The following is a 24,970-nucleotide window of genomic DNA, read 5'->3' as shown; positions in this document are numbered from 1 at the left end:
ACACGATGAAAGAACAGCTCGCGTCGTCGGTCCCGGAGGTCGGGATCCTCGTCGGTGTGGACGGTTCTCCGGAATCGCACGCGGCACTGCGATTCGCCGCCCAGGAAGCCGCTCTGCGCCGCCGACCGGTCACGCTGATGCACGTCGTGGCGCCGATCGTCGTCACCTGGCCGATCGAATCAGTCATCACCGACTTTTACCAGTGGCAGGAAGACAACGCCGCCGATGTCCTCCGGCGCAGCCAGGAGACCCTCGAGTCGATCGGGGACGCGGAGATCGACGTGCGGATCTTGTTGCGTCGCGACGGCGTCGTGACCGAGTTGGCTGACGCGGCCCGCCAAGCCGACATGCTGGTGCTCGGCAGCCGCGGTCTCGGACCGGTCGGCGGCGTCGCGCTCGGTTCGGTCAGTCGCACCATGCTGCAGCACGCGGAGTGCCCGGTCGTCATCGTCAAGGAAGGCGCGGTGCGCGGTACCGACCGCGAGCTTCCCGTGCTCCTGGGCATCGATGGGTCACCGGCGTCCGAGGCGGCGATAGCATTCGCCTTCGACGAGGCATCTCGGCGCGGCGTCGATCTGATCGCCTTGCACGCGTGGAGCGACGTCGCGGTCTTCCCGATCCTCGGAATGAACTGGCACGAGAGACAAGACGAGGGCCACGAGATCCTCGGCGAACGGCTCGCAGGATGGCAGGAGTCATATCCCGACGTGCATGTCAGTCGCCGGATCGTCTGCGACAAGGCCGCCCGCTGGCTCATCGACGAGGCCAAGTACGCACAACTCGTGGTCGTGGGAAGTCGTGGCAGAGGCGGGATTCCGGCCATGCTTCTGGGCTCGGTCAGTTCCGCGGTCGCGGAGCGCGCGACGACACCGGTCGCAGTCGTACGCGGCGGACTACGCCGTGCCTGATCGATACCGGGCCTACCTCGAGCCGGCACTTGTCGCCGCGACCGTCGCCGCGCTCGCCGTCGGTGGGATCGCGTGGCTGCTCGGCGCACGCGGCACAGCCGAGATCTGCTGGGCGACCGGCACCTACATCGCGATCGTGCCCGCCGTGGTGTGGGTCCTCGCGGCGTTGCGTCACGGGCGGTTGGGGGTCGACCTGATCGCCGTCCTCTCGCTGGGCGGAACGCTGCTCGTCGGTGAGTACCTCGCCGGGGCGCTCATCGCGGTGATGCTCACCGGCGGACGCGCACTCGACGCCGCGGCCACCCGCCGCGCGTCACATGATCTGCGGGCACTTCTCGAGCGCGCGCCTCGTTTCGCGCGTCGCCGCACCGGCGACCAGGTAGACATCGTCGACCTGGCCGATGTCCGCGTCGACGACGTCCTCGTCATCAGTCCGGGCGACGTGGTGCCGGTCGACGGTCGAGTCGTCGACGCCCCGGCCGTGCTCGACGAGTCCGCGTTGACCGGCGAATCGGTGCACGTGGAACGAGGCGCCGGTGACAGTGTGCGCAGCGGAGTGGTCAACGCGGGCGGCGTCTTCGAACTGCGGGCCGGCGCGACCGCCGAGCAGAGCACCTACGCCGGCATCGTGAGACTGGCAGAACAGGCAGGCGCGGAGACCTCGCCGGTGGTTCGCCTCGCCGACCGGTACGCCGCGTATTTTCTACCCCTCACACTGATCGTCGCGGGCGGCGCCTGGCTGGCCGGCGGGTCGGCGGTACGAGCCGTCGCCGTGTTGGTTGTTGCGACACCGTGTCCCCTGCTGCTCGCCGCACCCGTCGCGATCGTGTCCGGACTGTCCCGGGCCTCGCGCGCCGGTGTCGTGGTCCGCAACGGCGGGGCGTTGGAAAACCTGGGTCATGCAACGACATTGGTGATGGACAAGACCGGTACGCTCACGATGGGGCGCCCTGCGATCACTGACGTGATCACCGCGCCCGGCGCCGACGCGCGTGAGATCCTGTGCGTCGCCGCGTCCGTCGATCAGGTGTCACCGCACGTCCTGGCCCAGGCCATCGTCACCGAGGCACTGGCGCGCGGTGTGACACTGTCGATGCCCACAGCGGCCGCCGAGGAACCCGGTTGCGGAGTCAGCGCGATGCTCGATGGCCGACGGGTCGCGGTGGGCAAGCTCACCGACGACGCGGTGACCGCTGTGTGGGCGCAGGCCGTGCTGAATCAGGCCCGCCTCGACAATGCGGCGATCGCGTGGGTGTCCGTCGACGGGGAGCCGAAAGGCGCGATTCTGCTTCACGACCCGTTGCGCCGGCAGGCCCCCCGAACCATGCGGCGACTGCGCGGGGCGGGCTTCGACAGGCTCGTCATGCTCACCGGCGATCGTCTCGAACCCGCCCGGGAAGTCGCGACCGTCCTGGGTCTGGACGAGGTGTACGCCCACCAGTCACCGGCGGACAAGGTCGCCGCGGTTCGCGCCGAGAAGGAGCGGGCGGTCACCGTGATGGTGGGTGACGGCATCAACGACGCTCCGGCGCTCGCGGCGGCAACCGTGGGCGTCGCGATGGGGGCACGGGGCGCGACCGCGTCCTCGGAGGCGGCGGACATCGTGCTGACGACCGACCGGCTCGACCGGCTGGCCGACGCGATGGACATTGCGCGACGGTCCCGTCGCATCGCCGTGCAGAGCGCCGGGGCGGGCATGGCGCTGTCGCTGCTGGCGATGGCCGTCGCCGCGCTGGGGTGGCTTCCGCCGGCTCCGGGCGCGCTGCTGCAGGAAGCCATCGATGTCGCCGTCATCCTCAACGCTCTGCGCGCATTACGGGGTGATCGGCATGGCCAGGACAAGCTGACCCCGGACACCGAACAGATGGTGCACCTCTTCTCGGCTGAACACGACGAGCTCCGGGACAGTCTGGGCCAGATCCGGGCCGCAGCGGATCACATCGTCGACGGCGCCGATGCCGAAGCGCTGCAATCGCTGTCGCGCGCCTACGCGCTGCTGACCGACCGGATCCTGCCCCACGAGCGAGCCGAGGAGGCGTCCCTTTATCCCGCACTGGCCGCGCCGCTGCACAGCAGCGAAGCCACCGCCACCATGAGTCGGACGCACGCAGAGATCCAGCGGCTCTCCGACCGGATCGGCGAACACCTCCGATCCGCTCAGGCCGCCGGCGGCATTCGACCAGAACAGCGCGACGATGTTCTCGCAAGCCTCTACGGCCTCCACGCCCTGCTGCGCCTGCATTTCGTGCAGGAAGAGGAGAATTACTTCACTCTGTCCGATCACGACCGGCCGGTGGACAGCTCGCAGCCAGTTCGACCGCGCTGACACACGCATCGTGTGCATCAGCCACACATCGCGTCAGCGGACGCGTGGTGTCGATCCGCACTGCGGTGCTCCACTCCGCCGTCCAACCGCTCAGCTCAGCAGCCATCGCCGGTGTCGCATCCGATGCCGTCGGGCCTCTGCGCTCGATCCTGCCTGCAGCAGCACCGACTTCAGAGATACACACCAGTTCGACCAGCGGGCAGCAGGTTTGGGCAGCCACAGCGCGGGCCCGACGGCGCTGCGCCTCATCGCGCCAGGTGCCGTCGAGGATCACCGAATGACCTGTCGTGAGCCAGTTCCGCGCTCTCCTGAGCACCTCGTCGTAGACCGCAGAGACATTCGCCGGGGAGTAGAGCCCCTGGTCGAGATCGCCCACCGAGCCGGCGATGTGGCCCCACGACTGCAGCTCGCGCCGCACCTCGTCGGTCGAGATGACCCGAGCGTCGATGGTGTCCGCCACGGCATGCGCCAGGGTGCTCTTCCCCGTCCCCGGGCCACCTCCCACCATGACAAGACGGACGCAACCCTGGACCAGGTGTGCCGATGCCAAGGCCAGATGCGCACGTGCGTCCTGCGCGGCCTCTGGATGCCCCTGGTCGACGCGCACGCCGTCGACCTTGGCGCGGACGACGGCGCGATACGCGATGCACACGTGCCGCAGGGAGGTCGGCGCATCGTCGCCGGCCTGCCGGCAGTACTCGGCGAGGAACCGCTCAGCGAGGTCGCGGCCACCCAGGAACTCCACGTCCATGGCGAGGAAGGCAGCGTCGTCGACGCCGTCGACGTATCGCAGTCGATCGTCGAATTCGAGGCAGTCGAGAAGGACCGGCCCCTGCGGCGTGCAGAAGATGTCTTGGCTGAGCAGGTCTCCGTGCCCGTCGACGATACGGCGATCCGCGATACGACTCGCGTACAGAGGTTGGCGGCCGGCGAAGAATTGCATCGCCATCCGCTCCACCCGATCGAGCTCATCAGCCGCGATCACCGGGCCGACGAATCGCCGCAATTCCGTGAGGTTTTCCTGCCAACGAGCGGTCAACACCTCCGCGGTGGCCTCGGCGTCGATGGCGCAGCCGCGTTCGGCACCGGCATGGAACCGCGCAAGGTCGCTCGCGATCATCATCAACCACGTGTCGGCCGGAGCCCCGGTGCGGATGACGTGGGCGAGCCGTTCTGATTCCGGATACCTGCGCATGACCACCACGGGCTCCTCGGTACCGTCGGGTTGCCGGAAGTATCCCAATCCCAGGTAGCTCGCCGGGGCCAGCCGGCGGTTCAAGTCGATCTCGCGGCAACAGACGCGCTCGCGCTGTTCGGTGGTGCGGAAGTCGAGGAAGTCGGTCCGCACCGGCTTCTTGGCCTTGAACGCCCGATCACCGACCAACACGACGAGACCCGTGTGGGTCTCGTGCACCTCGGCCGCCAGGTTGCCCGGCGTGTCCCACGGTGCCGCGGTTCCGTCCCCTGCCGTCATCCTCTGACTGTGCGCGCGCCCCGGACCCTGGACCAGGGCCTCCGTATCAGACAACTGGTGACCATCGACCCTGGCCGCCCGGGCGCACCCAGCGGATCGTTGGGTCGATACCCGGGAGGAGAGCTGACGATGAACAGCGTGACAGTCGACCTCGACGTCCTCAGCGACGCAGTGGCGCTCGCGTGCCGCGCCCCGTCTCTGCACAACAGCCAGCCCTGGCGATTCATCAGCACCGGCGACGTCGTGTCCTTGTTCCTCGACCCCGACTCGGCGCCGCGCCACACCGACACTTCGGGCAGGGAACTCGTCATCAGCTGCGGCGCTGTGCTCGATCACTTTCGGGTGGCCATGGCGGCCGTGGGCTACCAGGCCACAACCGATCGGTTCCCGAACCCCAACAATCCGAATCACCTGTGCGACATCGAGTTCAGACCCGCCGGGTTCGTCGCGGAGGCCTACCGTCAGCGAGCCGAGGCGATACGGCGCCGGCACACCGACAGACTCCCCTTCGCCGCCCCTCCGCACTGGGACGCCTTCGCAGAGTTCCTCGAGCAGCTGCCGGTCGCCCATGACTGGCCGGGTGTGTCGATGGCGGTGTTGCCCGGTGAATCCCGAGCGGACCTGATCAGGGCGTCGGAGATGGCCCGGACGGCACGCAGATACGACTCCGCCTACCATGCTGAACTCTTCGGCTGGACAACCCCTCTGGCGATCAGCGAGGGCATACCCGCCGGCACGCTGGCGTCGCCGTCGGAAAGCCAACGCGTGGCGTTCGGCCGTGATTTTCCCACCCCGGGGACCGGAGATCGTCTGCCCGACATCGCCACCGACGAGAGCAGAGTCATCGTGCTGTCCACCGAGGACAGCACCCGGGACAGTCTCCTGCGGTGCGGCGAGATGTTGTCATCGATCCTGCTCGACGCGACGATGGCCGGGCTGGCGACCTGCACCCTGTCCCACCTGACCGAGGTGCCCGCAAGTCGTCGCATCGTGGCGGCGCTGACCGGATCGTCGAGTATTCCGCAGGTGCTGGTCCGCATCGGGGCATCACGCGGTCACGACGATCTCACGCCGAAGACACCGCGACGGCCCGTGTCCGAGGTCTTGCGGATCAGGGAGTGAGGCGTCATGCATCAATCGCCGGCCGTACTCGTCGGGGTGGACGGCTCCCGCTCGGCGACAGCCGCTGCGCTGTGGGCGGTCGACGAAGCGGTGAGTCGGGACATTCCCGTACGACTGCTGCAGGTCGTGCCGCGCCGCGACCGACCGACAACGGCCCACGACATCGACCGCGCGTCCGACATCGTCGACACCGTCACCGCAGCGATCGAGGCCACGGGAAAACAGGTCAAGGTCGAAACTCAGCTGGCCGCAGGCGATGTCACAGACGTTCTGCGCGAGCAGGCCCGTCATGCTGCCATGCTCTGCATCGGCTCGTCAGGGCGAGAGCATGCGGGAATGGGTCACAGACGGGCCACCGTGCTGGCTGTCGTACCCCCGGTGGACTGCCCTGTGGCGGTGATCCATTCACCTACTGCGGCATCTTCTGCGAGCTGCGTGGTTGCCGAGGTCGACGACTCCCCCGCCGGTGATCTGGCGTTGCGGCGCGGCATCGACGAAGCGCTTCTGCGAGGGCTCCCACTGCGGGTCGTGACCGCGTGGCCGGCCCGCTATCCCGACATTCAGGACGGTTCGGCCGGTGCGGTGTCGCGCATGGTCCGCACGCGGCTGCAGAGGCGGCTCGCCGCGTGGCGCGAACAGCATCCCGGGCTCGACATGCGCCCCGTGGCCGTCCCCGGCAGCATCCTGAACTACCTCGCCCGGCACCGCGACGAGATCGCACTCGCGGTCGTGCCGCATGACCGCGGCGCCGGCATCACCGAGCTGGTCTCGACCACACCGCCCGCCTCCGAACCGGATCTCAGCTTCAACGTCATGATCTGTGAGCCCGCCGGGCCGCCTGAACGCGCGCGTCACGTCCTGACGAGCAGCAGCGAGCAGTCCGGATAGCCCAGGACCGGATGGCAGTTCGGCGTCGCGACCGAAGCGAGTCGGCGCGCGTCCCCCATCCCGACGACGGCCAGGCCCACCTCGTCGTCATCGTGGCGGTCGTAGTGGTACCCCGTTCCCGCCGCGACCGTCTCGACGTGGACATCGGGATAGCGTCGGATCCAGCTCACCGCCCGCCGGTCGATCTGGCGCACCGTCGCGTGGCGAAGTCGCCCCTCGTGCATGGCGAGATGCACGACGTCGTCGTTGCCGTCCTCGTCAGACAACACGACCGAGATGACACCGTCGGTCTGCGGCGTTCCGTCCCGGCGCGTTCGGATGATCGCCACCGGACAGTGAGATCCCTCCGCGAGCGCGCGACCGGTCGGGCCGATCGGAACCGACTCGCTCTGGTGCGGACGGTGTTTGGCTCCGATGCACACCATCACCGCGCGTTCGGACTCGCGCAGGAGGACCGTGCCGGGAACGCCGACCGCTGAGGCGACCTCGACCCGCACCGACGGCACGGCGTCCACCGCGGTCCGTTCCGCCCGGATCAATGCCAGGTCCCCGTCCACCACGTCGACAGGCCGCTGCGTGACGTGAACAAGGCGCAGAACCGCATTGTGCGCGACGGCTTCCGCAGCAGCCCAACGGACGGCGTTCAATGATGCGAGGGAGCCGTCGACCCCGACGACGACACAGCGTTGCCCACCGGTCGCGTTCATGGGATGTTCGTCCTGCCGCCGTTGTCCGCGAGATCATCGAGCTCCCGGTCCCACGCCGCGAAACGCATGCTGTTGAACGTCATCCGCGCTGCCGAGTATGCGGCCGCGGCGACGCCGGCGAGAGCGATCCACAACCCCAGGGCGGTGACGACCGCCTGCACGGCAGCATCGGTGTCACTCGGCACCCGTGCGCTACGGTTGCCGTCGCCGTCGACCCAGAGGGGGACCTCATCGCCGGCACGCAGGCGAGGCGTGTCGATGTCGTCGGTGTGGGCGACGCCGTCGTGACTCCACGCCACGCTGGTGACGTGGGCACTTCCGTAGGCCTGGGGCACCTCTCGGCTGTCGGCGCGGGCGGTCGCCGTGATCTCTTGACGCACCGCTCTTTCCGCCGTGTAGGTGCGAGACAGACGGTCGTAGGTGGCCGTGCCCACCGCACCTGCGACGGGAATCGTCGCGATGGCAACGGCAACGACCACAGAGAGCAGCGCCGCCTCCCAGCGGTCGGTGGTTCGTATCAGTGGATTGACGCCCGCCAAGCGCCGGCACCACACACCCAGTGCGCCCATCGCCGTGCCGATGATGTCTGCGTCAGGACTGACGGGCGACGATCACCGGGATCTTCGCCGATTGCACCACAGCCCAGCTCACAGAACCCAGCAGAAGACCGGCGAACCCGCCGCGACCATGGCTTCCGACCACCAGCAGCTGGGCGGAGGCGGACTCCTCGATGAGCCGGTGGGCAGCGCTGTCCTGACCGACGACGCGACGGACCGCGACATCGGGATAGCGCTCACCCCAACCCGCAAGCCGTTGAGCCAGTTCCTCATCCGCCTGCTTGGCCATGTCGGCGGCGGTCACATCGACGTAGAAGTCCGCGCTGTTCATCCAGGTGTGGACGGCGACCAACTCGACGCCGCGCCGCGACGCCTCGTCGTAGGCGATCGCGATCGCCAGCTCGGATGAGGGCGACGCGTCGACACCGACCACGATCGGCGCGGTGACCGCCGTCGCCGCGCCCGATTGCTCGTGGACGACGGCAACCGGGCAGTGCGCGTGGTGCACGAGGGCCGAACTCGTCGACCCCAGCAGCAGGCCCTCCAGGGGCCCCAGCCCTCGGCATCCGACCACCATCATGTCCGCGTCCTTGGACAGATCGAGCAGGGCCGGCATCAGTGGTCCTCGCACCATGGCCTTCTCGACGGGAACGGATCGCCGACCCGTCAAGGCCGCTTCAGCGAGATCGACCGACCGCGAGACGATCTCCTGGGATTCGCGGTCTCTTTCGGCGAGGTACTCCTCGGCGATGGGCAGGTCGAGCCACGGGCCGACTTCATCTGAAGGCGCGACGTGCACGACGGTGAGCGGAACGTCACGCAGGGATGCGTCACGTGCGGCCCACGCCACTGCCGTGTCGGATTCCGGTGAGCCGTCCACTGCGGCAACGATTCCGCGGGGTCTGGGCATGTGTTGTGCGGTCATGACGCCACCTTTCGTCTGCTCTCTCGACGCTAGGACCGGTGGCGCAGTGATGTCTCGGGTCCTTGGTCACTTCGACGAGGAACGAGGACCTCTGCTGGCTGCGGGGCACTGGCTGCTGTCCGAGAAAACCGGGCCTTGCCGCCGCACCGATGCCAGTGACCGGTGTCGCGCATTCACGGCCACACGGTGGTTGGCGGCATGGCGACGCTCTCGACCAGTGGCATGTCGACCTACCTCACGCATGCGACATCGCCGCGAACGCGAGTGATGCGGTGGCGCGGGAGTGATCCACCGCGCCGGTCAACACCCCACAAGCCGAATTTCGATGACTCATCGACATCTGCGGTATTTGACCAGTTCACATGGGTTGTTTCCGGTGCAATGCGCCCGGATATGTCCAATAACTCATTTACCAGCGGGAAACAGATCAGAAACACAGCACGCTTAACGTCTCTGGCCATGGCGTCCCTGACGGACGTTCCCTCCGACGTCGTCTCTCGCGGCATTTGCGGAAGTTCTGCAGGAGCTTCGGTCGTGGGTTCGAACTCGTCAACAGATCCCGTATCGGCCGGACAGGAGCACACCGTGACAGAGACACTCAACGGACAGTCGGCGCACACTCAAGCCCCATCCGATGTCGCCGAGATTGCCGAGCGGTTGACCGCGGCGGGAGTCAAGTACGCCGCGATCAGCTTCGCGGATATGCATGGCAAACCGAAGGCCAAGATGGTGCCGCTCGGGCACCTGGGACAAGCGGCACGCGGCTCTGAGATGTTCACCGGCGCCGCGCTGGACGGGGTGCCGCAGGACGTCAACGACGACGAGGTCGCCCCGCACCCTGATCTGGGCGCGGCGATCATCGCGCCGTTCAATCGCGAGGTGGCGTGGTTTCCCGGTGACCTCTACATCGGTGACACCCCGTTCGAAGCCTGCAGCAGAGGCATTCTCAAGCGGGTCACCGCCGAAGCCGCCGAGCTGGGGTACACGTTCAACCTGGGTATCGAGACCGAGTTCTTTCTGCTCAGCGATGCCAGCGGCACACCGGCTCCGGCCAGTGCCGACGACAACCTCGACAAGCCCTGCTACGACCTGCGCGGGCTGCTGCACAACTATGCGGTGGTCGTCGAGATCGTGTCGGCGATGAACGACCTGGGGTGGGACGTCTACTCGTTCGACCACGAGGACGGCAACGGGCAGTTCGAGACCGACTTCACCTACACCGACGCGGTCACCATGTCCGACCGGCTGGTGTTCTTCCGCATGATGGTCGGCGAGATCGCCCGAAAGCACGGTCTGTTCGCGTCATGGATGCCCAAACCGTTCGCCGACCGGACCGGCAGCGGAGCCCACTACAACATGTCGCTGGCCGACACCGACGGCCGAAACCTGTTCGCCGACAATGACGACAGGCGGGGATGCGGACTGTCCGAGTTGGGTTACCACTTCACCGCCGGGATACTGCGCCACGCGTCGGCGATCTGCGCGGTGATCGCCCCGACCGTGAACAGCTACAAACGGCTGGTGAAGCAGGGCAGCATGTCCGGGTTGACCTGGGCGCCGATCTTCGCCTGCTACGGCGACAACAACCGCACCAACATGATGCGGATACCCAGGGGCGGTGGACGCGTCGAATGCCGCGCCGCCGACGGCGCGAACAACCCCTACCTCGGCGCCGCACTGATGCTGGCCGCAGGCATCGAGGGCATCCGCGAGCGCCTGGATCCCGGAGAACCCAACCGCGACAACCTCTACAGCTTGTCCGAGGAGGAGTTGGCCGCCCGTCAGATAGGTTGGCTGCCTCGATCGCTGGGCGAGGCGATCGACGCGCTCGAGGCGGATCCTCTGGTTCGCAACGTCTTCGGCGACGCGATGTTCGACTCCTACATCGCCGTGAAGCGGGCCGAGTGGAACTCGTTCACCGCCCACGTGTCGTCGTGGGAGACCGACCGCTATCTGAGGTTCTGGTGAGCCACCGCTGGGAAGAACACACCTCGACGCAGCTCACGCACCGACTGGCCGCCGACCCGGACTGCGTCGCACTCATCCCGGTGGGGGCGACCGAGCAGCACGGCCCGCACCTACCCGTCGGCACCGACACCATCCTGGCTGCCGCGGTCGCCGATGCCGCCGCCGGTGACATCGCACTCGTACTACCTCCGATTGCCTATGGCTCCAGCATGTTCCACGGGTCGGCATTGGCCGGAACGGTGGCGTTCAGTGGTGAGGAGACGGCGGCGACCGCCTACCGCGTCGCGCGTGCTTGCGTCGACTCCGGTGTGCGACGCGTGCTGTTCGTCAACGGCCACGTCGGAAACGCCTCCGCTCTGTGGATCGCCTGCGATCACTTCCGGCGCGAGATGCCGCAGGCGCGCATCGGGGTCATGCAGTGGTGGGATCTCACGGCCGACATCGCCCGGCGCGCTACCGCCGACGCGGTCGATTGGCACGCGAATGCGGCGGAAACCTCGTTGATGCTGGTTGTGCGGCCGGAACTGGTGGACGTCGAGGCCATGGCGCACGCAGACGATCCGGACCGGACCGAAGGACTCGTCTTCCGCTACCCCGTGGGGTCGGTGTCGACGAACGGAGTGACCGGTCATCCGTCGCGCGCATCCGAGAGCTTCGGGCTCGAACTGTGGCGCGATGTGGTGTCCGCGGCGCGCGACGTCGTCGTCCGTGCCCACGTCGAACAGCCGCCGGTGAGCTGACCGTCGTAAAGTGACACCCGTGCCACCATCCGAGCGGCGCGCGCAGGTCCGCACAATCGGACGGCCCCGCCGTGACGCCGAATCAGCACCCGCGGGATCGCCCCGCGCGGGCATCGTCAACGCCGCGACTCGGCTGTTCAGCGAAAAGGGTTACGCGCAAACGACGATGAGCGATATCGCCCGCGCCGCGGGTCTGCAACAGTCGTCGCTGTACTACTGGTTCCGCAACAAAGAGCAACTGCTGGGTGAGACGTTGGTGGTCAACCGCGCACCGCTGAGGTTCATCGCCGAGGTCGGCGCTGGCTCCGGGTCGCCCGCAGTGAAGCTCTATCGGCTGTTGCGGTTCGACACCATGCAGCTGGCGCTCTCGCCGATCGACTTCAATGAGATCCAGCGCATTGCTCACGCGCAGCGTGACGACTTCCACCAGTTCTGGGCCGACTACGAACGACTCAAGAACTGGGTGGTCGACCTCATCGGTGCCGCGATCAACGAGGGCAAGTTCATCGAGTGCGACCGCGAGGAAACCGCCGGCCTGCTCCTCAACTTCGACGAGGGCGCACAGAAGCGCACCCGGCTGCACACCGACCACGACGACCGCGCGGAGGAAGCGGTGCGCGTCGGCGAGCAGGTCGCCATCATCGCCGTGCGCGGTCTGCTCAAGCGGCCGAGTGAGATCGCCCGGATTCAAGCGCAGGCGGCTCAGTTCGACGATGCGGCCATCGCGCTGCGCGCTGCCGAACCGGCGGAGAACTGAGGAGTCCGAAACACGAGGTCCGACAGCGCCTTTGATCCGGGAATCAGCATCACAGGCGTTGCGGTGAGAATTCAGGATCAAACGAAACGTCGCGCCCGGTAGGTGTCAGCTCAGGGAGTCGCCGAACGCATTTGGTCGCAGACGGCCGAGGAGTTTGCGGCGAAGTCGGGTCCGCGGCTGCCCTCCTGCTCGGTCCAGTAGTCGTCCTTAATGGCTTCCGCGCGGCGTCGGAACAACCTGGCGGACTTCGATGTTGCCGCGTGATGGGGTGAGCGCTGCCTGAGCGGTCGCCGCGGGCGTGATGCGTTGGAGGAGAGTTTTATGGCGGGGACGATGAGGCGCTGGGAGATGGACGGTGTGGGTCGGGAGCACCTTCGGTTGAGAGATGTGTCGATCCCGCCTCCGGCGGCACATGAGGTGCTGGTCCGCGTCGCGGCGGTGGCGTTGAACCACCGCGACAAGATGGTGATCGACAGCGGCCGCGGTCTCCCCTTGGAGTTCCCGTTCACCCCCGGGTCGGACATGGCAGGAACGGTGGTGACCGTCGGCGAAACTGTAACCCGGGTCCGCACGGGTGACCGCGTGCTGTCCACGATCACTCCCGACTGGACCGATGGCCCCCGCCCGGGCGACGCTCGCCACCTCTGGTACCGGACGCTGGGCGGGTTCTACCCCGGTGTCCTGGCCGAGTACGTGGTACTGCCCGAAGAGTGGGTGGTGCGTGCGCCGACGACACTGGACGCCGGTGAAGCAACCACCCTCGTGACCGCCGGCCTCACCGCGTGGTTCGGACTTGTCGAGCGCGGTGGTGTGCGCTCCGGGGATACCGTGCTCGTCGAGGGTACGGGTGGCGTCGCGCTATTCGGGCTGCAGATCGCCAAAGCGCACGGAGCCACGGTGATCGTCTCAGGCCGCGTCGAAAACCGTGCGAGGGCTGAAGAACTCGGAGCCGACCACGTCATCGACCGGACACGCGACGACTGGGCCGAGGAGCTGTGGCGCATCACTGCCGATCGCGGAGTCGACCACGTCCTCGAGGTGGTAGGCGGCGCTCACCTGAATGCGGCAGCACAAGTCGCAAGCGTGGGTGCGCGCATTTACCTGATCGGCGCGGTCGGCGGCTGGACCGTCGAGACCGCGGTCGAGCCACTGCTGTTCAAGGACATCACGATTCACGGAATCGGAACCGGGCATCGGCGGGCACTAGAAGATCTCGTCGGCTTCGTCGACGACGCGCACCTACGACCCGTGATCGATCGAAAGTACGACTTCGAAGACCTTGCCGCCGCACTGGATCATCTTGACCGGGGTCCGATCGGCAAGGTGGTTGTCGAAATCAGTACTGCCGCATGGTGATGGCATGCTCACGTCGAGTTTGAGAGGTGAACGTCATCACCTACCAAGACGGGCGCCCACCCCACGCCCGGACACCATCCGGCGGCGATTCGACCGCCTACCTGCGCGCAAGGGCCGCGCGCATCCATGTCCAGCACCTCCGGCGCTCATACGCCACAGCGGCGTTGGAGGCGGGTATGTAGCCCATGGTGGTCAATGGCCGGAGCCGACATGCCCACGTCGGATTTCTTCCTGGAGACCTGCGCACATTGGTGAAGGAGGACGACCGGGAGCCAGCGAGCAGGTCGCCTCGTTCCTTCTCGGACTGGACCCTCCACTCCTCACAAAGTAATGAGCATGGCTGGCGTCACAAAGAACATGAAAACGGCCCCCGGAGTTTCCTCCGAGGGCCGTTTCACATTAGTAGCGGGGACAGGATTCGAACCTGCGACCTCTGGGTTATGAGCCCAGCGAGCTACCGAGCTGCTCCACCCCGCGACGGGTGAACGCTAGGTTACCGGGGCGGTCGGCAAGGCTCCAAATCGCCTGCTCAAACGCTTGCGCGGCTGACGCGAGCGTGCGCGACCTCGCTGTTTGCAACGGGGTGTTCGCCGCAGACACGCGCTCTCACGTGAGCGGAATCACCCCCGGCGGGTGCGGATGACCTGGCCGGTCGCGAGCACCCCTGCGGGGTCATAGCGGTCGGCCAGCGCAGCCAGCCAGTGCAGCGTGTCCTCGCTGTAGACCCGCGCCGCGCGAGCAGCGTCGTAGGACGGCGCGAAGTTCGGCATCTGCCCGCCCGTCGACCACGGCTCGACAGCTGCGACCACCGCCGCCGCGTGCTGTGCGACCATCTCGACGATCTCCGGCACCGCCAACCCGATCGTCGCCACGCAGTACGCCGCGTCGCGGTGGCAGAACGCGCTGCGATGCCTCGGCTCACGCGCCAACGCACCGCCCAGCATCCGCAGCTCCACGATTGCCTGCGGTGACCCCGACCCAGGGCCCGCGGCAGCCAGCAGCGCGTCGACGGCTTCCGGCGTCAGCTCCGAGAGCAGCGCGTGGTTCTCCGTGACCGGCATCGGGTCCACCGGATCCCCGTGCACCGCACCGATCGCCGCGTACGGCATAACACCGACGGTGTCCATCAACGGAGTAGCGGCCGCGCGCATCGGCGCCAGCAGCTGCTCCGCCTCGGCCGTGTCACACAGCGCGGTGTACCGCACCGCCACGGTCATCCTGCCCGCCAACGCTTCTGGCACGCCGGGCAGCGGCGGCAGCTGCTGGATCGCCAACGAGGTGTTCACCGACTCCGGCAGGTCGGCACACCAGGCCGCCCATGCGTGCAATACCGGGCGGGCGTCAGTACCGTCGAAAAACAGTGCCCCGCCGTAGAACTCGGCGATCGGCAGCAGGTCGATCTCCACAGCCGTGACGATGCCCAGCGTCGCCTTCCCTCCGCGCAGACCCCAGAACAGGTCGGCATTCTCCTCCGGCGTCGCGCGCAGCACGCGTCCCTCGCCAGTCACGACGTCGAAGGCCCGCACATGATCCGACGACAATCCGACGGTGCGGACAAGAGGCCCGATCCCCCCGCCGGTCAGGAAGCCGACCACACCGACGCCGGGCGCGGACCCGCACAGAGGCGCCAGACCGTGCGGCGTCGCGACGTCCAGCACGTCCTGCCAGCGCGCGCCTGCGCCCACGCGGGCGGTGCGGTTCAGCGCGTCCACCGCGCAGTGCTTCATCGCCGCGGTCGACACCAGGATGGTCTCCGGCCCCACCCCGACGGCGCCGTGTCCCGTCGCCTGCACCGTGACGGTGAACCCGTGCGCCGCTGCAAACCGCACCGTGCCGGCCACGTCCTCGGGGGAGGTCGCCAGGACCACCGCCGCGGGCGTCACCGCTGCGGCCACATTCCACGGCACACAACGCTCGTAGCCGGGCTCCCCCGGCAGCGCCACATGGGTGGCGACATGGTCGCGCAGTGTGCGCAGCACGTCGTCGCGGGTCACGTCGGTGGTCATCGTCATCGGAGTCCTCTCGTTCAAGCCCTGGTGGTGCGGTCAGCATCACCGACGGGGCTTGGCAACGGCTTGGGGCGGCGCACCAAGTGAAATCCAAGCGTCAGTATCGGGCCTTGGCCGCGCGTTCGCCGGCCGTGAGCGTGCGCCACGGCACGCATGTCACGGCGCGTCGGTGTGCAGACCCGCGCGCTCGCCGAACAAGGGCGCTCAGAACAAGAGTCTCGCCGAGGCGGCGACGCCGTGCATGCCGGCGCGCTCGGCGTCAGCGGCGAGCGTGGCGGCCGCTTCTGCGCGCTGCGGCGACGGGTCCGCCAGTTCCCACTCCAGGAGCCGGCAGCGCAGCAGCGTGGGCGCTCCCCCGGTCCGCTCCGCCAGCGCCCGGGCCGTGGCCAGATCGGCGCGTGCCTGGTCGACATCACCGAGCGCGGCGTGCAGACGCGCCGTGGCCAGCGCCACCGGACCGGCGAGCCCGACCTGCCCGATGACCGCAATGCGCTCACGATGCGGCCTCAGCTGACCCAGCAGGGGTTCAGCGAACTCGGACAGACCATGATCAGCCGCCAGGTGCGCAAGAAGGGTCTGATGCCCCAGCGTCGTCCAGATGTGACCCCGGTCGACGGTCTCGTGCCACTCGCGCAGCATGGCCGTCGCCTCGCCGCGCACGTCGGGACTCGGCGTCATCGTCAGCAGCGCGGCGCGCACCACGCCGACCATCCCCTGTCCGCCGGTCTCGGTGTTGGCCCGCAGGTCGGCCCAACTCGGATCGAGCGCTCCCCCGGTCTCCCGCAACAACGACGCCGCAGCCAGCAGCCCGCTGCCCGCTTCATACAGCTCGGTCTGCTCGTGTACATGCGCCGCAGTGGCGTGATGGCGACGCGCCTCGGCGAAGTCACCGCTCCACATCGCCAGCACTGCCTCCATCCAGCGCAGCTGGGCGCGCAGCACCGGTAGCTGTAACTCCTCGCTGCCGGAGATACCCGCCCGCAGATGCGCCCGGGTGCCCGCCACGTCCCCCAGATACATCGCCGCCATCGTCGCCACCGAGTGGGCGATCACCGCATCTTCTCGGGAACGACTGTGCCGCAGACCTTTCAGCTGCTCGACCCAGGTCAGGATCTGCTCGCTCACACTGCTCACCCCGGAGTAGGTGATGAGCCGGCCGATGAGCACGTCGGCCAGCACGTCGATGTCTCCGGTCTGCTCAGCCACCTGCTCGGCGCGCTGCAGCAGACCGGCCGCCATAGCCGGATCGGGGTGATAGCAGTGTCCGACGGCCAGCGCCGGCAGCACTCGCGCCGCCGCGGCCGAATCGTCGCCGACGAGTGCGGCCGCCTGCGACAACAGGCCCAACAGCTCGCCCGGGTCGCGCCCCGGGGCCAACCACGGCCAGCACCCGCTGGCTCGCAGCAGCGCGCTGGCCACCCGGCCCGCCGTCGCGGCACGCCCCGCCCGCAACGCCTCGCTCAGAGATCGCTGGACGCTGTCGAGAACCAACTGTCCCCGCCCGGCGCGCGAATGTGCTTCCAGCAGTTCGACAGTCAGTGCGTCGCGCTCGGCATCATCACGCGCATGCGCAGGCAGCCGGTCATAGGCGCCGAGTGCAGCCTGCCACCATCGCGCCGCGATGTCCGAACTCCACTGCGCGGTCGCCTGTTCGGCCGCCAACCGACAGGCCAGCACCACGACCGCCGGCTCCACCAGCGGCTGCGCGGCGATCAGATGTTGCGCCCGGCGAGTCGGCGCATCGGGTTCCACAGAGTCAGCCAGGACATCAGCGACCTTGGCGTGCATGCGTTGTCGGCGCAGCGCGGGGATGCCGGCCAGCAGTTGATCGCGCAAGAGGCCGTGGGCGAACTCGTAGCCGTCGGTGGCGTGCGCCGCGACGACGATGCGTTCGTCGGCCGCCTCGTCGAGGTGGTCGGCGAGCGTATCCAGATCCAGCCCGGTCGCCGCCGCCAGCACCGGGACCGCGGCGGCGTCGATGACATCACCGATCACCGCGGCCGTACGCAAGACGGCCATCACCGCGGGATCGAGCGCAGCGAGCCTGCGGTCGAGCACCGACCGCACCGCACGGGGGATCTCGTTGGCGGCGCGCTCGTCTCGGGGCAATCTCGCGTACTCGGAGACGAAGAAGGGATTACCTCCTGTGCGCGCGGCCAGCTCCGCGGCCTCGTCGGCCGTCACCGGATCCTCGGCCACGACATTGGCCAGCGCCGCAACGTCTTCCGACGACAGCGCGGGGACCGCGATGTGACGGTTGTCCTCGCCGCGTGCCACCGTGCTCAACAGCCGCGCCACCTCCGCGGCGTGGTCCCCATCGCGCACCGTCAGCACCATCAGCACTCGATGATCACGCAACGCACTCGCGATGTAGGCCAGGCAGCTCGCCGACGCGGTGTCGGCCCACTGCACGTCGTCGACCACCACCGTCAGCATCCGGGGTGGGGCCTCGAGGAGCGACTGGACCCTTTCGTAAACAAGGAATCGCGCGGTATCAGGGTCGGCATGTGGAGGCACCTGCAACACGTCATCCGGGTCGCCGCCCAGCGCACGCACCAGCTGGCGCATCGGCCACCACGGTGGGATGGCCCGCTCGTCGGGACAGTTGACCCACACCACGTCACCGCCGCCGGCCGCGGCCATCGCGCCGACCTCCTCGGCCAGCCGGGTCTTGCCGATCCCCGGCGGGCCCGAGAGCACCAGCCATCGCGTCGCGCCCGCGTTCACCCGGGCCAGCAGCTCCCGAACCCGCGACAGTTCCCGCCGCCGACCGACCATCGGCGACCTGGCCGGCACCCCGGCCGCCGGCGCAGCGTCGAGGCCGACCGGAGCAGGTACCGGAATGGTCGCTGCCCCCGTCCATTCCGCCGCGCGCGGCCACCCGGACAGCTCGGGGGCCTGCCGCAGCACCGCCGTTTGCAGCTCCCGCAGCTCGTGCCCGGGCTCCAGGGCCAGCTCCTCGTCGAGTCGTTGCGCGTGCCGGGTATAGGCCTCCAGGGCCTCGGCTGTCCGTCCGGCCCGATACAGCGCCAGCATCTGCAACCGGCATCCCCGGTCGGCGAACGGATCGAGCGTGCGCAGCGCTGCCGCCTCGCTCACCGCGGCCGCGACCTTGCCGAGTGCCAGCAGCGCGACCACCTTGTTCGCGACACATTCGATCCGCATCTCGGTGAACCGGGCCGCGTCGTCGCGCAGCCACGGCGCGTCGGCCATGTCATCGAGCAGACCGCCGCGGATCAAGCTCAGCGCGGAGTCAGCGGCAACGGCCGCCGCCTCCCAGTCCTCCGCCTCGATCGCGGCCCCGGCACGCTGACATGCACCGGTGAAGACCGTCAGGTCAATGCTGTTGGGATCGACGTCGAGCACGTAACCGGGTGGACGGCGCACGATGGGGGACGCCATCTGCGTCTCGGCCGACGCGCCGCGCAGGGCGCGCCGCAGGTTCGACACATAGGCCTGCAGGCTCGCCGTCGCACTGGCCGGGATGTCCTCCCCCCACACCGCGTCGACGAGGCGGTCGACCGAGACCACCCGTCCGGCGGCCAGCGCCAGCATCGCCAGGACCACCCGCTGCTTGGGCGGACCGATGTCCACCAGGGTGTCCTCGTCGACCACCTGCAGGGGGCCGAGCAACCGATACCGCACCGGCGGAGGCGTGTTACGGGGCCGACTTGTATTCGCTCACCGCGTCGTCGAGGCGTTGCAGCGCCTCGCCGTACCGCGCGAAATCACCGCTACGCTGCGCCTCTTGCAGGGCGTCCAGCGCGGTGTTGACCTGCTCCAGCGCAGCCGATTTGGCCGCGGAGAGCTGCGTCGGGCCGGCAGGCGGCACCGCCACCGGCACCTCCGGCCGGTTCTGCGGAGTCTGACCCTGCTGATTCGGCGGCGCGGCGGCAGGCGGCTGGTCGGCACCCTGCGTGTTCGACTGCGGTTGCCCCGCAGGCGCATTGGTGGGCGCCGGGCCTGTCGCGGTGGCGTCGGCACCGGGACCGAACAGATCGGTCAGCGCGTCACGCACCGTGGGGCCGTAACCGATCTTGTCGTTGTACATCATCGCGACACGGATCAGACGCGGATACGACGACGCCGCATCGCTGGACCCCGGCGAGGCGTACACCGGTGCCACATAGAGCAATCCGCCCTGCCCCATCGGCAGCGTCAACAGGTTGCCCCATCGAATCCGGTTCTGGTTGTCGCGACCGATGACACCCAGGTCCTGGCTGACCGCGGTGTCGGTGCTGATCGCGTTGAACGCCAGCTTCGGACCGTTGACCTGGCCCGGAATCGTCAGCACCGTGATCTTGCCGTACGTGTCCGGATCCGAGCTGGCACTGATGTAGGCCGCCAGGAAGTCCCGCCGGAACCGGTTCATCGCACTGGTCAGCTGGAAGGACGTCGAATTGTTGTTCTCGGCAAGGTTTTTCGCGACGATGTAGTACGGCGGCTGGAAGCTGCTCGCAGTCGGGTTCGGATCCAGCGGCACGTCCCAGAAGTCCGACGTCGAGAAGAACGTCACCGGATCGTCCACGTGGTACTTGGCCAGCAACGCGCGCTGCACCTTGAACAGGTCCTCGGGGTAGCGCAGATGCTGCTGCAACTCGGGGCTGATCTCGCTCTTCGGCTTGATCGTGCCCGGGAACACCTTCATCCACGCCTGCAGCACCGGATCGGACTCGTCCTGGGCGTACAGCGTCACGGTGCCGTCGTAGGCGTCGACGGTGGCCTTCACCGAGTTGCGGATGTAGGACACCTGCTTGTCCGGCAGCAGCCGGTTCATCGCGACCTCGTTGGAGTCCGTGGTCACCGAGGACAGCGACGTCAACTCCGAGTACGGGTAGTTGTCCAGCGTGGTGTAACCGTCGACGATCCACACCATGCGCTTGTTCACGATCGCCGGATAGGTGGCGGTGTCGGTGGTCAGCCACGGCGCGACGGCCTTGACCCGCTCGGACGGATCGCGCTTGAACAGGATTTTGCTGTTGCTGTTGATGACGTTGGAGAACAGGAAGTTCCGCTCGGCGAACTTGGCCGCGAACACGCTGCGGTTGAACCAGTTACCCAGCGGCACACCGCCGGCGCCGGTGTAGGTGTAGTTGCGGGTGTCGGTGTTGGTCTCGTAGTCGTACTCGCGATCGGCACCGTTCTTGCCGACGATCGCGTAGTCGGCCGAGGTGCTGGCGATGACCGGACCGAAGTAGATCCGCGGCTGATCGAGCGGAGCAGGCCCGGGTGAGAGCACCTCACCGTTGGCGCCGACGACGCTGGCGAGGAACTCCGGGTATCCACCGTTCTGGTTGGGGTCGTTGGCCACCCCGCGCACGGTGTTGGCCGGCGAAGCGATGAAGCCGTTGCCGTGGGTGAACACGGTGTGTCGGTTGATCCAGTCGCGCTGGTTGTCGATCAACCGGTCCGGGTTGAGTTCACGCGCAGCCACCACGTAATCCCGCAGGTTGCCGTCGGCATCGGGGTAGCGGTCCATGTTCAGCTGATCGGGGAAGTAGTAGAAGTTCTTGCCCTGCTGGAACTGCGTGAAGGCGGGGCTCACGATGTTCGGGTCGAGCACCCGGATGTTCGACGTGGTGGCCCGGTCGGCAGCCACCTGCTGCGCACTCGCCGGTGCGTTGCCCGGGTAATCGCGATAGGTGACTTCGTCCTCGGTCAGGCCATACGCCTGCCGCGTCGCGGCGATGCTGCGGCCGATGTACTCACTTTCCTTCTGCGCCGCGTTGGGGCGCACGCTGATCTGCTCGACCACCAGCGGCCAGCCCGCACCGACGACGAGCGACGACAGCAGCAAGAGCACCACACCGATCGCCGGAATCCGCAGATCACGCAGCACGATCGCGGAGAACACCGCGGCCGCACAGATGACCGCGATGGCCATCAGGATCAGTTTGGCGGGCAGCACAGCGTTGATGTCGGTGTAGCCGGCGCCGGTGAAGGGCTTACCGCCGCGGGTGTGGCTCAGCAGCTCGTACCGATCGAACCAGTAGGCCACCGCCTTGAGCAGCATCAGGACGCCGAGCAGCGTGATCAGCTGGATGCGCGCCGCCCGGGACAGTGCACCGGTGCGGCCCGACAGACGAATACCGCCGAACAGGTAGTGCCCCAGCAGGTTTGCGATGAACGCCAGGAACGTGGCGACGAACAGGTAGGACAGCACCAGCCGGTAGAACGGCAGGTCGAAGGCGTAGAAGCCGAGGTCGATGCCGAACTGCGGGTCAGCGATGCCGAACTGGCCACCGTGCAGGAACAGCTGCACCTGCTCCCAATAGCTCTGCGCGACGAAGCCCGACAGCAGACCGATGAACGCCGGCACCCCGATGCCGATCAGGCGCAGACGCGACATCACCGCGGTGCGGTACCGCGCGATCGGATCGTTGGGACCCGCCGTCGGCACGAACACCGGACGGGTGCGGTAGGCCAACGCCAGCGCGGCGAACACCACGGCGCCGATCACCAGCCCCACCACCAGGAAGATGAGGAGACGGGTGACGATCTGCGTGGTGAACACCGACCGGTAGCCGAGCTCGCCGAACCAGAGCCAGTCGACGTAGGCGTCGACGAACCGGGGTCCGATCAGCAACAGCAGGACCACCACCAGCGAGATGGCGATCAAGATCCTGCTTCGCCGCGTCAGCTTCGGCATTCTGGCCGCCGGCCGCATACTCACTCGACTACTCCACTCTCGGATGTTCCCAGCAGTTGTCCAGTCACTCTACTGATCGAGATCGTCGACCTGCCTCAGCAGCGAGGAGGTTCGCCACCAGCGGAAAGCGTCCGCAGTCCATCGATGGCGTGGGTGAGGGTGTCCACCTTGATCAACTCGATGTCCTTCTCGTCGGCCGACGTCGCCTCGTCGCAGTTGTCGGCAGGTACCAGGAACACCGAGGCGCCGGCCTCCTTGGCCGCGGTGATCTTGTGCGTGATGCCGCCGATGGGGCCGACCTCGCCGTCCGGGGTGATGGTGCCGGTGCCCGCCACGAACTTGCCGTCGTTGAGATCGCCGGTGGTCAGCTTGTCGACAACCGCCAGGCTGAACATCAGGCCCGCCGACGGACCGCCGATGTTGGCGAGATGGAAATCGATGGAGAACGGCGCCCACGGCGCGTCGAGCACGTTGACCCCCATGACGCCGTGCGGACGGTCCGGCCGGGACCCCAGCGTGATTTCGGCGATGCCGGCGGGCTCGTTCTTGCGCCGGTAGTCGACGACGACCTTCTGGCCGGGTGTGGTGCCCTCGATGATCTTGCTGAACTCCTCGAGGTTCGCGACCGGGGTGTTGTTCACGGCGTCGATCGCGTCACCGGCCTGCAACTTGCCTTTTGAGGGCCCCTTTTCGTCGATGCTCTGCACGGTGATCGCCATCGGGTACTTGAGGTAGGACAGGGCGGCGTACTCGGCGCTGTCCTCGGAGTTGCGGAAGTCGGTGGTGTTCGCCTCGTCGATCTCTTCGCGCGACTTGTCGGGCGGGTAGACGAGCTCGCGAGGGATCAGCTGATCGCGCCCCGATGCCCAGAAGATCAACGCCTGACCCAGCGTCAGCCCGTCCATCTGCGAGACCGTGGTCATGTTGAGGTGCCCACTGGTGGGTTTGACGTCGGTGCCCTCGATGTCGACGACTTCCTTGCCGTCCACCTCGCCGAGCGTGTTGAACGTCGGCCCGGGCCCGAGCGCGACATAGGGCACCGACACCGTCGTCGCGAGCACGCCGAACACGATGATCGGCACGAGCGCCACGATCAGGGTGGCAATCCGCCTGTTCACGCCGTTCACAGTAGAGGTCACGGGCAGGTTCACTCTCAGCGTGACCCGCGCGCCCACATCGACGCGCGGCGATGAGTACCGTTGAGGCCATGCCTGACCTGCCTTTCGGCTTCTCTTCCGGGGACGATCCTGAGCGCGACAAACGCAAGGACGAGTCCGGTTCGGGCTCCGGTCCCAACGATCCGTTCGGCGGCGCGTTCCCCGGCGGCCAGTTCGACATGTCGCAGCTCGGGCAGATCTTCTCCCAACTCGGTGAGATGTTCAGCGGCACCGCGAAGTCCGGCGGCGGCCCGGTGAACTACGACCTCGCACGCCAGCTCGCGTCGAACTCGATCGGCTTCGTCGCCCCCGTCTCCGAGCAGACGACCTCGGCACTGGGCGACGCGGTGCGCCTGGCCGAGACGTGGCTCGACGGTGTGACGCCGTTACCGGCGGGCACCACCCGCACCGTGGCCTGGACGCCCACCGACTGGATCGACAACACGATCCCGACGTGGAAGCGGCTGTGCGACCCCGTCGCCCAGCAGCTCTCGACGGTGTGGGCGCAGGCGCTGCCCGAGGAAGCCCAGGCGATGGCCGGTCCGCTGATGGCGATGATGTCGCAGATGAGCGGTATGGCGTTCGGCTCCCAGCTGGGCCAGGCGCTGGGCACGCTGTCGAAAGAGGTGCTGACCTCGACCGACATCGGCCTGCCGCTGGGCCCCAAGGGTGTCGCGGCGTTGATGCCCGAGGCCGTCGAGGCGCTGGCCTCCGGGCTCGAGCAGCCGCGCAGCGAGGTCGTCACGTTCCTGGCCGCGCGGGAGGCCGCGCACCACCGGCTGTTCAGTCACGTGCCGTGGCTCTCGGCGCAGCTGCTGGGCGCCGTGGAAGCCTTCGCCAAGGGCACCAAGATCGACATGAGCGGCATCGAAGAGTTCGCCCGCGACTTCAACCCGGCGTCGCTGACCGACCCGTCGCAGATGGAGCAGCTGCTCAACCAGGGCATCTTCGAACCCAAGGCGACGCCGGAGCAGTCCGCCGCGCTGGAACGGCTCGAGACGATGCTCGCCCTGATCGAGGGGTGGGTTCAGACGGTGGTGTCGCAGGCGCTGGGTGACCGCATCCCCGGCACGGTGGCACTGTCGGAGATGCTGCGACGCCGCCGCGCCAGCGGTGGGCCGGCCGAGCAGACGTTCGCGACGTTGGTCGGCCTGGAACTTCGGCCCCGCAAGATGCGGGAAGCCGCGGCGCTGTGGGAGAAACTGACCGAAGCCGTCGGCGCCGACGCCCGCGACGGCGTGTGGGCCCACCCGGACCTGCTGCCGAGCTCGGCCGACCTCGACGAGCCGGCGAGCTTCATCGACCGGGTGATCGGCGGCGACACCAGCGATCTCGACAGCGCGATCGAAGCCGCGCTCGCCGAAGGCGATGAGGACCCACCGCGCGACGCCTGAGGCCTGTGGATAACTCGGCTCGACGCGGGGTCG

At 68.0% G+C, this 24,970-nt stretch carries 17 protein-coding genes and 1 tRNA gene; 9 read left to right on the top strand and 9 right to left on the bottom strand.

The window, feature by feature from the left end; translation table 11 throughout:
• Positions 1–5 precede the first annotated feature (5 nt).
• Both ACXYX3_RS07305 and ACXYX3_RS07300 read left to right on the top strand, forming a co-directional pair.
• Positions 6–908 carry a universal stress protein gene (locus tag ACXYX3_RS07305; RefSeq protein ID WP_458611032.1) on the top strand — a complete coding sequence of 301 codons (903 nt, stop codon included), beginning with the start codon at positions 6–8 and terminating at the stop codon, positions 906–908.
• Positions 901–3,234, top strand: coding sequence for a heavy metal translocating P-type ATPase (locus ACXYX3_RS07300; RefSeq protein ID WP_458611030.1), 2,334 nt, complete (start codon positions 901–903; stop codon positions 3,232–3,234). The genes ACXYX3_RS07305 and ACXYX3_RS07300 overlap by 8 nt, the downstream gene beginning before the upstream one ends.
• On the opposite strand, the gene ACXYX3_RS07295 is transcribed toward ACXYX3_RS07300, so the two are convergent.
• Complete coding sequence (locus tag ACXYX3_RS07295) at positions 3,176–4,708, bottom strand: bifunctional aminoglycoside phosphotransferase/ATP-binding protein (RefSeq protein WP_458611028.1); 1,533 nt, start codon at positions 4,706–4,708, stop codon at positions 3,176–3,178. The two genes, ACXYX3_RS07300 and ACXYX3_RS07295, sit on opposite strands and share 59 nt — an antisense overlap.
• Before the next feature lie 129 nt (positions 4,709–4,837).
• Here ACXYX3_RS07295 and ACXYX3_RS07290 point away from each other — a divergent pair, with 129 nt between their 5' ends.
• On the top strand, positions 4,838–5,830 hold the full coding sequence (locus ACXYX3_RS07290) for an Acg family FMN-binding oxidoreductase (RefSeq protein WP_458611026.1): 993 nt from the start codon (positions 4,838–4,840) through the stop codon (positions 5,828–5,830).
• Positions 5,831–5,836: 6 nt separating this feature from the next.
• Positions 5,837–6,718 (top strand): universal stress protein, encoded by an 882-nt coding sequence (locus ACXYX3_RS07285; RefSeq protein WP_458611024.1) that lies wholly within the window; start codon positions 5,837–5,839, stop codon positions 6,716–6,718.
• Here ACXYX3_RS07285 and ACXYX3_RS07280 read toward each other — a convergent pair.
• Genes ACXYX3_RS07280 through ACXYX3_RS07270 form a run of 3 tightly spaced genes read right to left on the bottom strand, consistent with a single transcriptional unit; the run spans position 6,682 to position 8,907 of the window.
• Complete coding sequence (locus tag ACXYX3_RS07280) at positions 6,682–7,425, bottom strand: universal stress protein (RefSeq protein ID WP_458611022.1); 744 nt, start codon at positions 7,423–7,425, stop codon at positions 6,682–6,684. The two genes, ACXYX3_RS07285 and ACXYX3_RS07280, sit on opposite strands and share 37 nt — an antisense overlap.
• Positions 7,422–7,994, bottom strand: coding sequence for an Rv1733c family protein (locus ACXYX3_RS07275; RefSeq protein WP_458611020.1), 573 nt, complete (start codon positions 7,992–7,994; stop codon positions 7,422–7,424). Before ACXYX3_RS07275 ends, ACXYX3_RS07280 begins: the two co-directional genes overlap by 4 nt.
• A 22-nt stretch (positions 7,995–8,016) precedes the next feature.
• Positions 8,017–8,907, bottom strand: coding sequence for a universal stress protein (locus ACXYX3_RS07270; RefSeq protein WP_458611018.1), 891 nt, complete (start codon positions 8,905–8,907; stop codon positions 8,017–8,019).
• Between the two features lie 585 nt (positions 8,908–9,492).
• On the opposite strand from ACXYX3_RS07270, the gene glnT reads away from it, so the two are divergent.
• From glnT to ACXYX3_RS07250, 4 genes are all read left to right on the top strand, one after another.
• Positions 9,493–10,875 (top strand): type III glutamate--ammonia ligase, encoded by a 1,383-nt coding sequence (gene glnT / locus ACXYX3_RS07265; protein ID WP_458611016.1) that lies wholly within the window; start codon positions 9,493–9,495, stop codon positions 10,873–10,875.
• Positions 10,872–11,615 (top strand): creatininase family protein, encoded by a 744-nt coding sequence (locus ACXYX3_RS07260; RefSeq protein WP_458611015.1) that lies wholly within the window; start codon positions 10,872–10,874, stop codon positions 11,613–11,615. Before glnT ends, ACXYX3_RS07260 begins: the two co-directional genes overlap by 4 nt.
• A 19-nt stretch (positions 11,616–11,634) precedes the next feature.
• Positions 11,635–12,372 carry a TetR/AcrR family transcriptional regulator gene (locus tag ACXYX3_RS07255; protein WP_458611013.1) on the top strand — a complete coding sequence of 246 codons (738 nt, stop codon included), beginning with the start codon at positions 11,635–11,637 and terminating at the stop codon, positions 12,370–12,372.
• A gap of 321 nt (positions 12,373–12,693) precedes the next feature.
• Positions 12,694–13,728, top strand: a complete 1,035-nt coding sequence (locus ACXYX3_RS07250) for a zinc-dependent alcohol dehydrogenase family protein (protein ID WP_458611011.1) — start codon at positions 12,694–12,696, stop codon at positions 13,726–13,728.
• Between the two features lie 403 nt (positions 13,729–14,131).
• Here ACXYX3_RS07250 and ACXYX3_RS07245 read toward each other — a convergent pair.
• The 5 genes from ACXYX3_RS07245 to ACXYX3_RS07225 all read right to left on the bottom strand — a co-directional run bounded on the left by ACXYX3_RS07245 (position 14,132) and on the right by ACXYX3_RS07225 (position 23,504).
• Positions 14,132–14,205, bottom strand: a tRNA-Met gene (locus ACXYX3_RS07245).
• Positions 14,206–14,348: 143 nt separating this feature from the next.
• A complete protein-coding gene (locus tag ACXYX3_RS07240) occupies positions 14,349–15,740 on the bottom strand; it encodes an FAD-binding oxidoreductase (protein WP_241202832.1) in 1,392 nt (463 codons plus the stop codon).
• A 201-nt stretch (positions 15,741–15,941) separates the two neighbouring features.
• Positions 15,942–19,382 (bottom strand): BTAD domain-containing putative transcriptional regulator, encoded by a 3,441-nt coding sequence (locus ACXYX3_RS07235; protein ID WP_458611009.1) that lies wholly within the window; start codon positions 19,380–19,382, stop codon positions 15,942–15,944.
• Between the two features lie 13 nt (positions 19,383–19,395).
• Positions 19,396–22,410 (bottom strand): UPF0182 family protein, encoded by a 3,015-nt coding sequence (locus ACXYX3_RS07230; protein ID WP_458611007.1) that lies wholly within the window; start codon positions 22,408–22,410, stop codon positions 19,396–19,398.
• Between the two features lie 71 nt (positions 22,411–22,481).
• A complete protein-coding gene (locus ACXYX3_RS07225; protein WP_458611005.1) occupies positions 22,482–23,504 on the bottom strand; it encodes a YlbL family protein in 1,023 nt (340 codons plus the stop codon).
• A gap of 89 nt (positions 23,505–23,593) precedes the next feature.
• Between ACXYX3_RS07225 and ACXYX3_RS07220 the strand changes: the two genes are divergently transcribed.
• A complete protein-coding gene (locus ACXYX3_RS07220; protein WP_458611004.1) occupies positions 23,594–24,937 on the top strand; it encodes a zinc-dependent metalloprotease in 1,344 nt (447 codons plus the stop codon).
• The last annotated feature ends 33 nt before the right edge of the window (positions 24,938–24,970 follow it).

It is taken from the genome of Mycobacterium sp. Panama NTM2 (genome assembly GCF_054355555.1).
The sequence above is the reverse complement of the archived record's forward strand: the minus strand, read 5'-3'. Positions and strand labels throughout refer to the sequence as shown.

Bases quoted from the DNA above. Each gene is read 5' to 3' on its own strand.
- ACXYX3_RS07305 (WP_458611032.1), top strand. From the start codon at position 6: ATGAAAGAACAGCTCGCGTCGTCGGTCCCGGAGGTCGGGATCCTCGTC.
- ACXYX3_RS07295 (WP_458611028.1), bottom strand. From the start codon at position 4,708: ATGACGGCAGGGGACGGAACCGCGGCACCGTGGGACACGCCGGGCAAC.
- ACXYX3_RS07290 (WP_458611026.1), top strand. From the start codon at position 4,838: ATGAACAGCGTGACAGTCGACCTCGACGTCCTCAGCGACGCAGTGGCG.
- ACXYX3_RS07285 (WP_458611024.1), top strand. From the start codon at position 5,837: ATGCATCAATCGCCGGCCGTACTCGTCGGGGTGGACGGCTCCCGCTCG.
- ACXYX3_RS07280 (WP_458611022.1), bottom strand. From the start codon at position 7,425: ATGAACGCGACCGGTGGGCAACGCTGTGTCGTCGTCGGGGTCGACGGC.
- ACXYX3_RS07275 (WP_458611020.1), bottom strand. From the start codon at position 7,994: ATGGGCGCACTGGGTGTGTGGTGCCGGCGCTTGGCGGGCGTCAATCCA.
- ACXYX3_RS07270 (WP_458611018.1), bottom strand. From the start codon at position 8,907: ATGACCGCACAACACATGCCCAGACCCCGCGGAATCGTTGCCGCAGTG.
- ACXYX3_RS07250 (WP_458611011.1), top strand. From the start codon at position 12,694: ATGGCGGGGACGATGAGGCGCTGGGAGATGGACGGTGTGGGTCGGGAG.
- ACXYX3_RS07240 (WP_241202832.1), bottom strand. From the start codon at position 15,740: ATGACGATGACCACCGACGTGACCCGCGACGACGTGCTGCGCACACTG.
- ACXYX3_RS07220 (WP_458611004.1), top strand. From the start codon at position 23,594: ATGCCTGACCTGCCTTTCGGCTTCTCTTCCGGGGACGATCCTGAGCGC.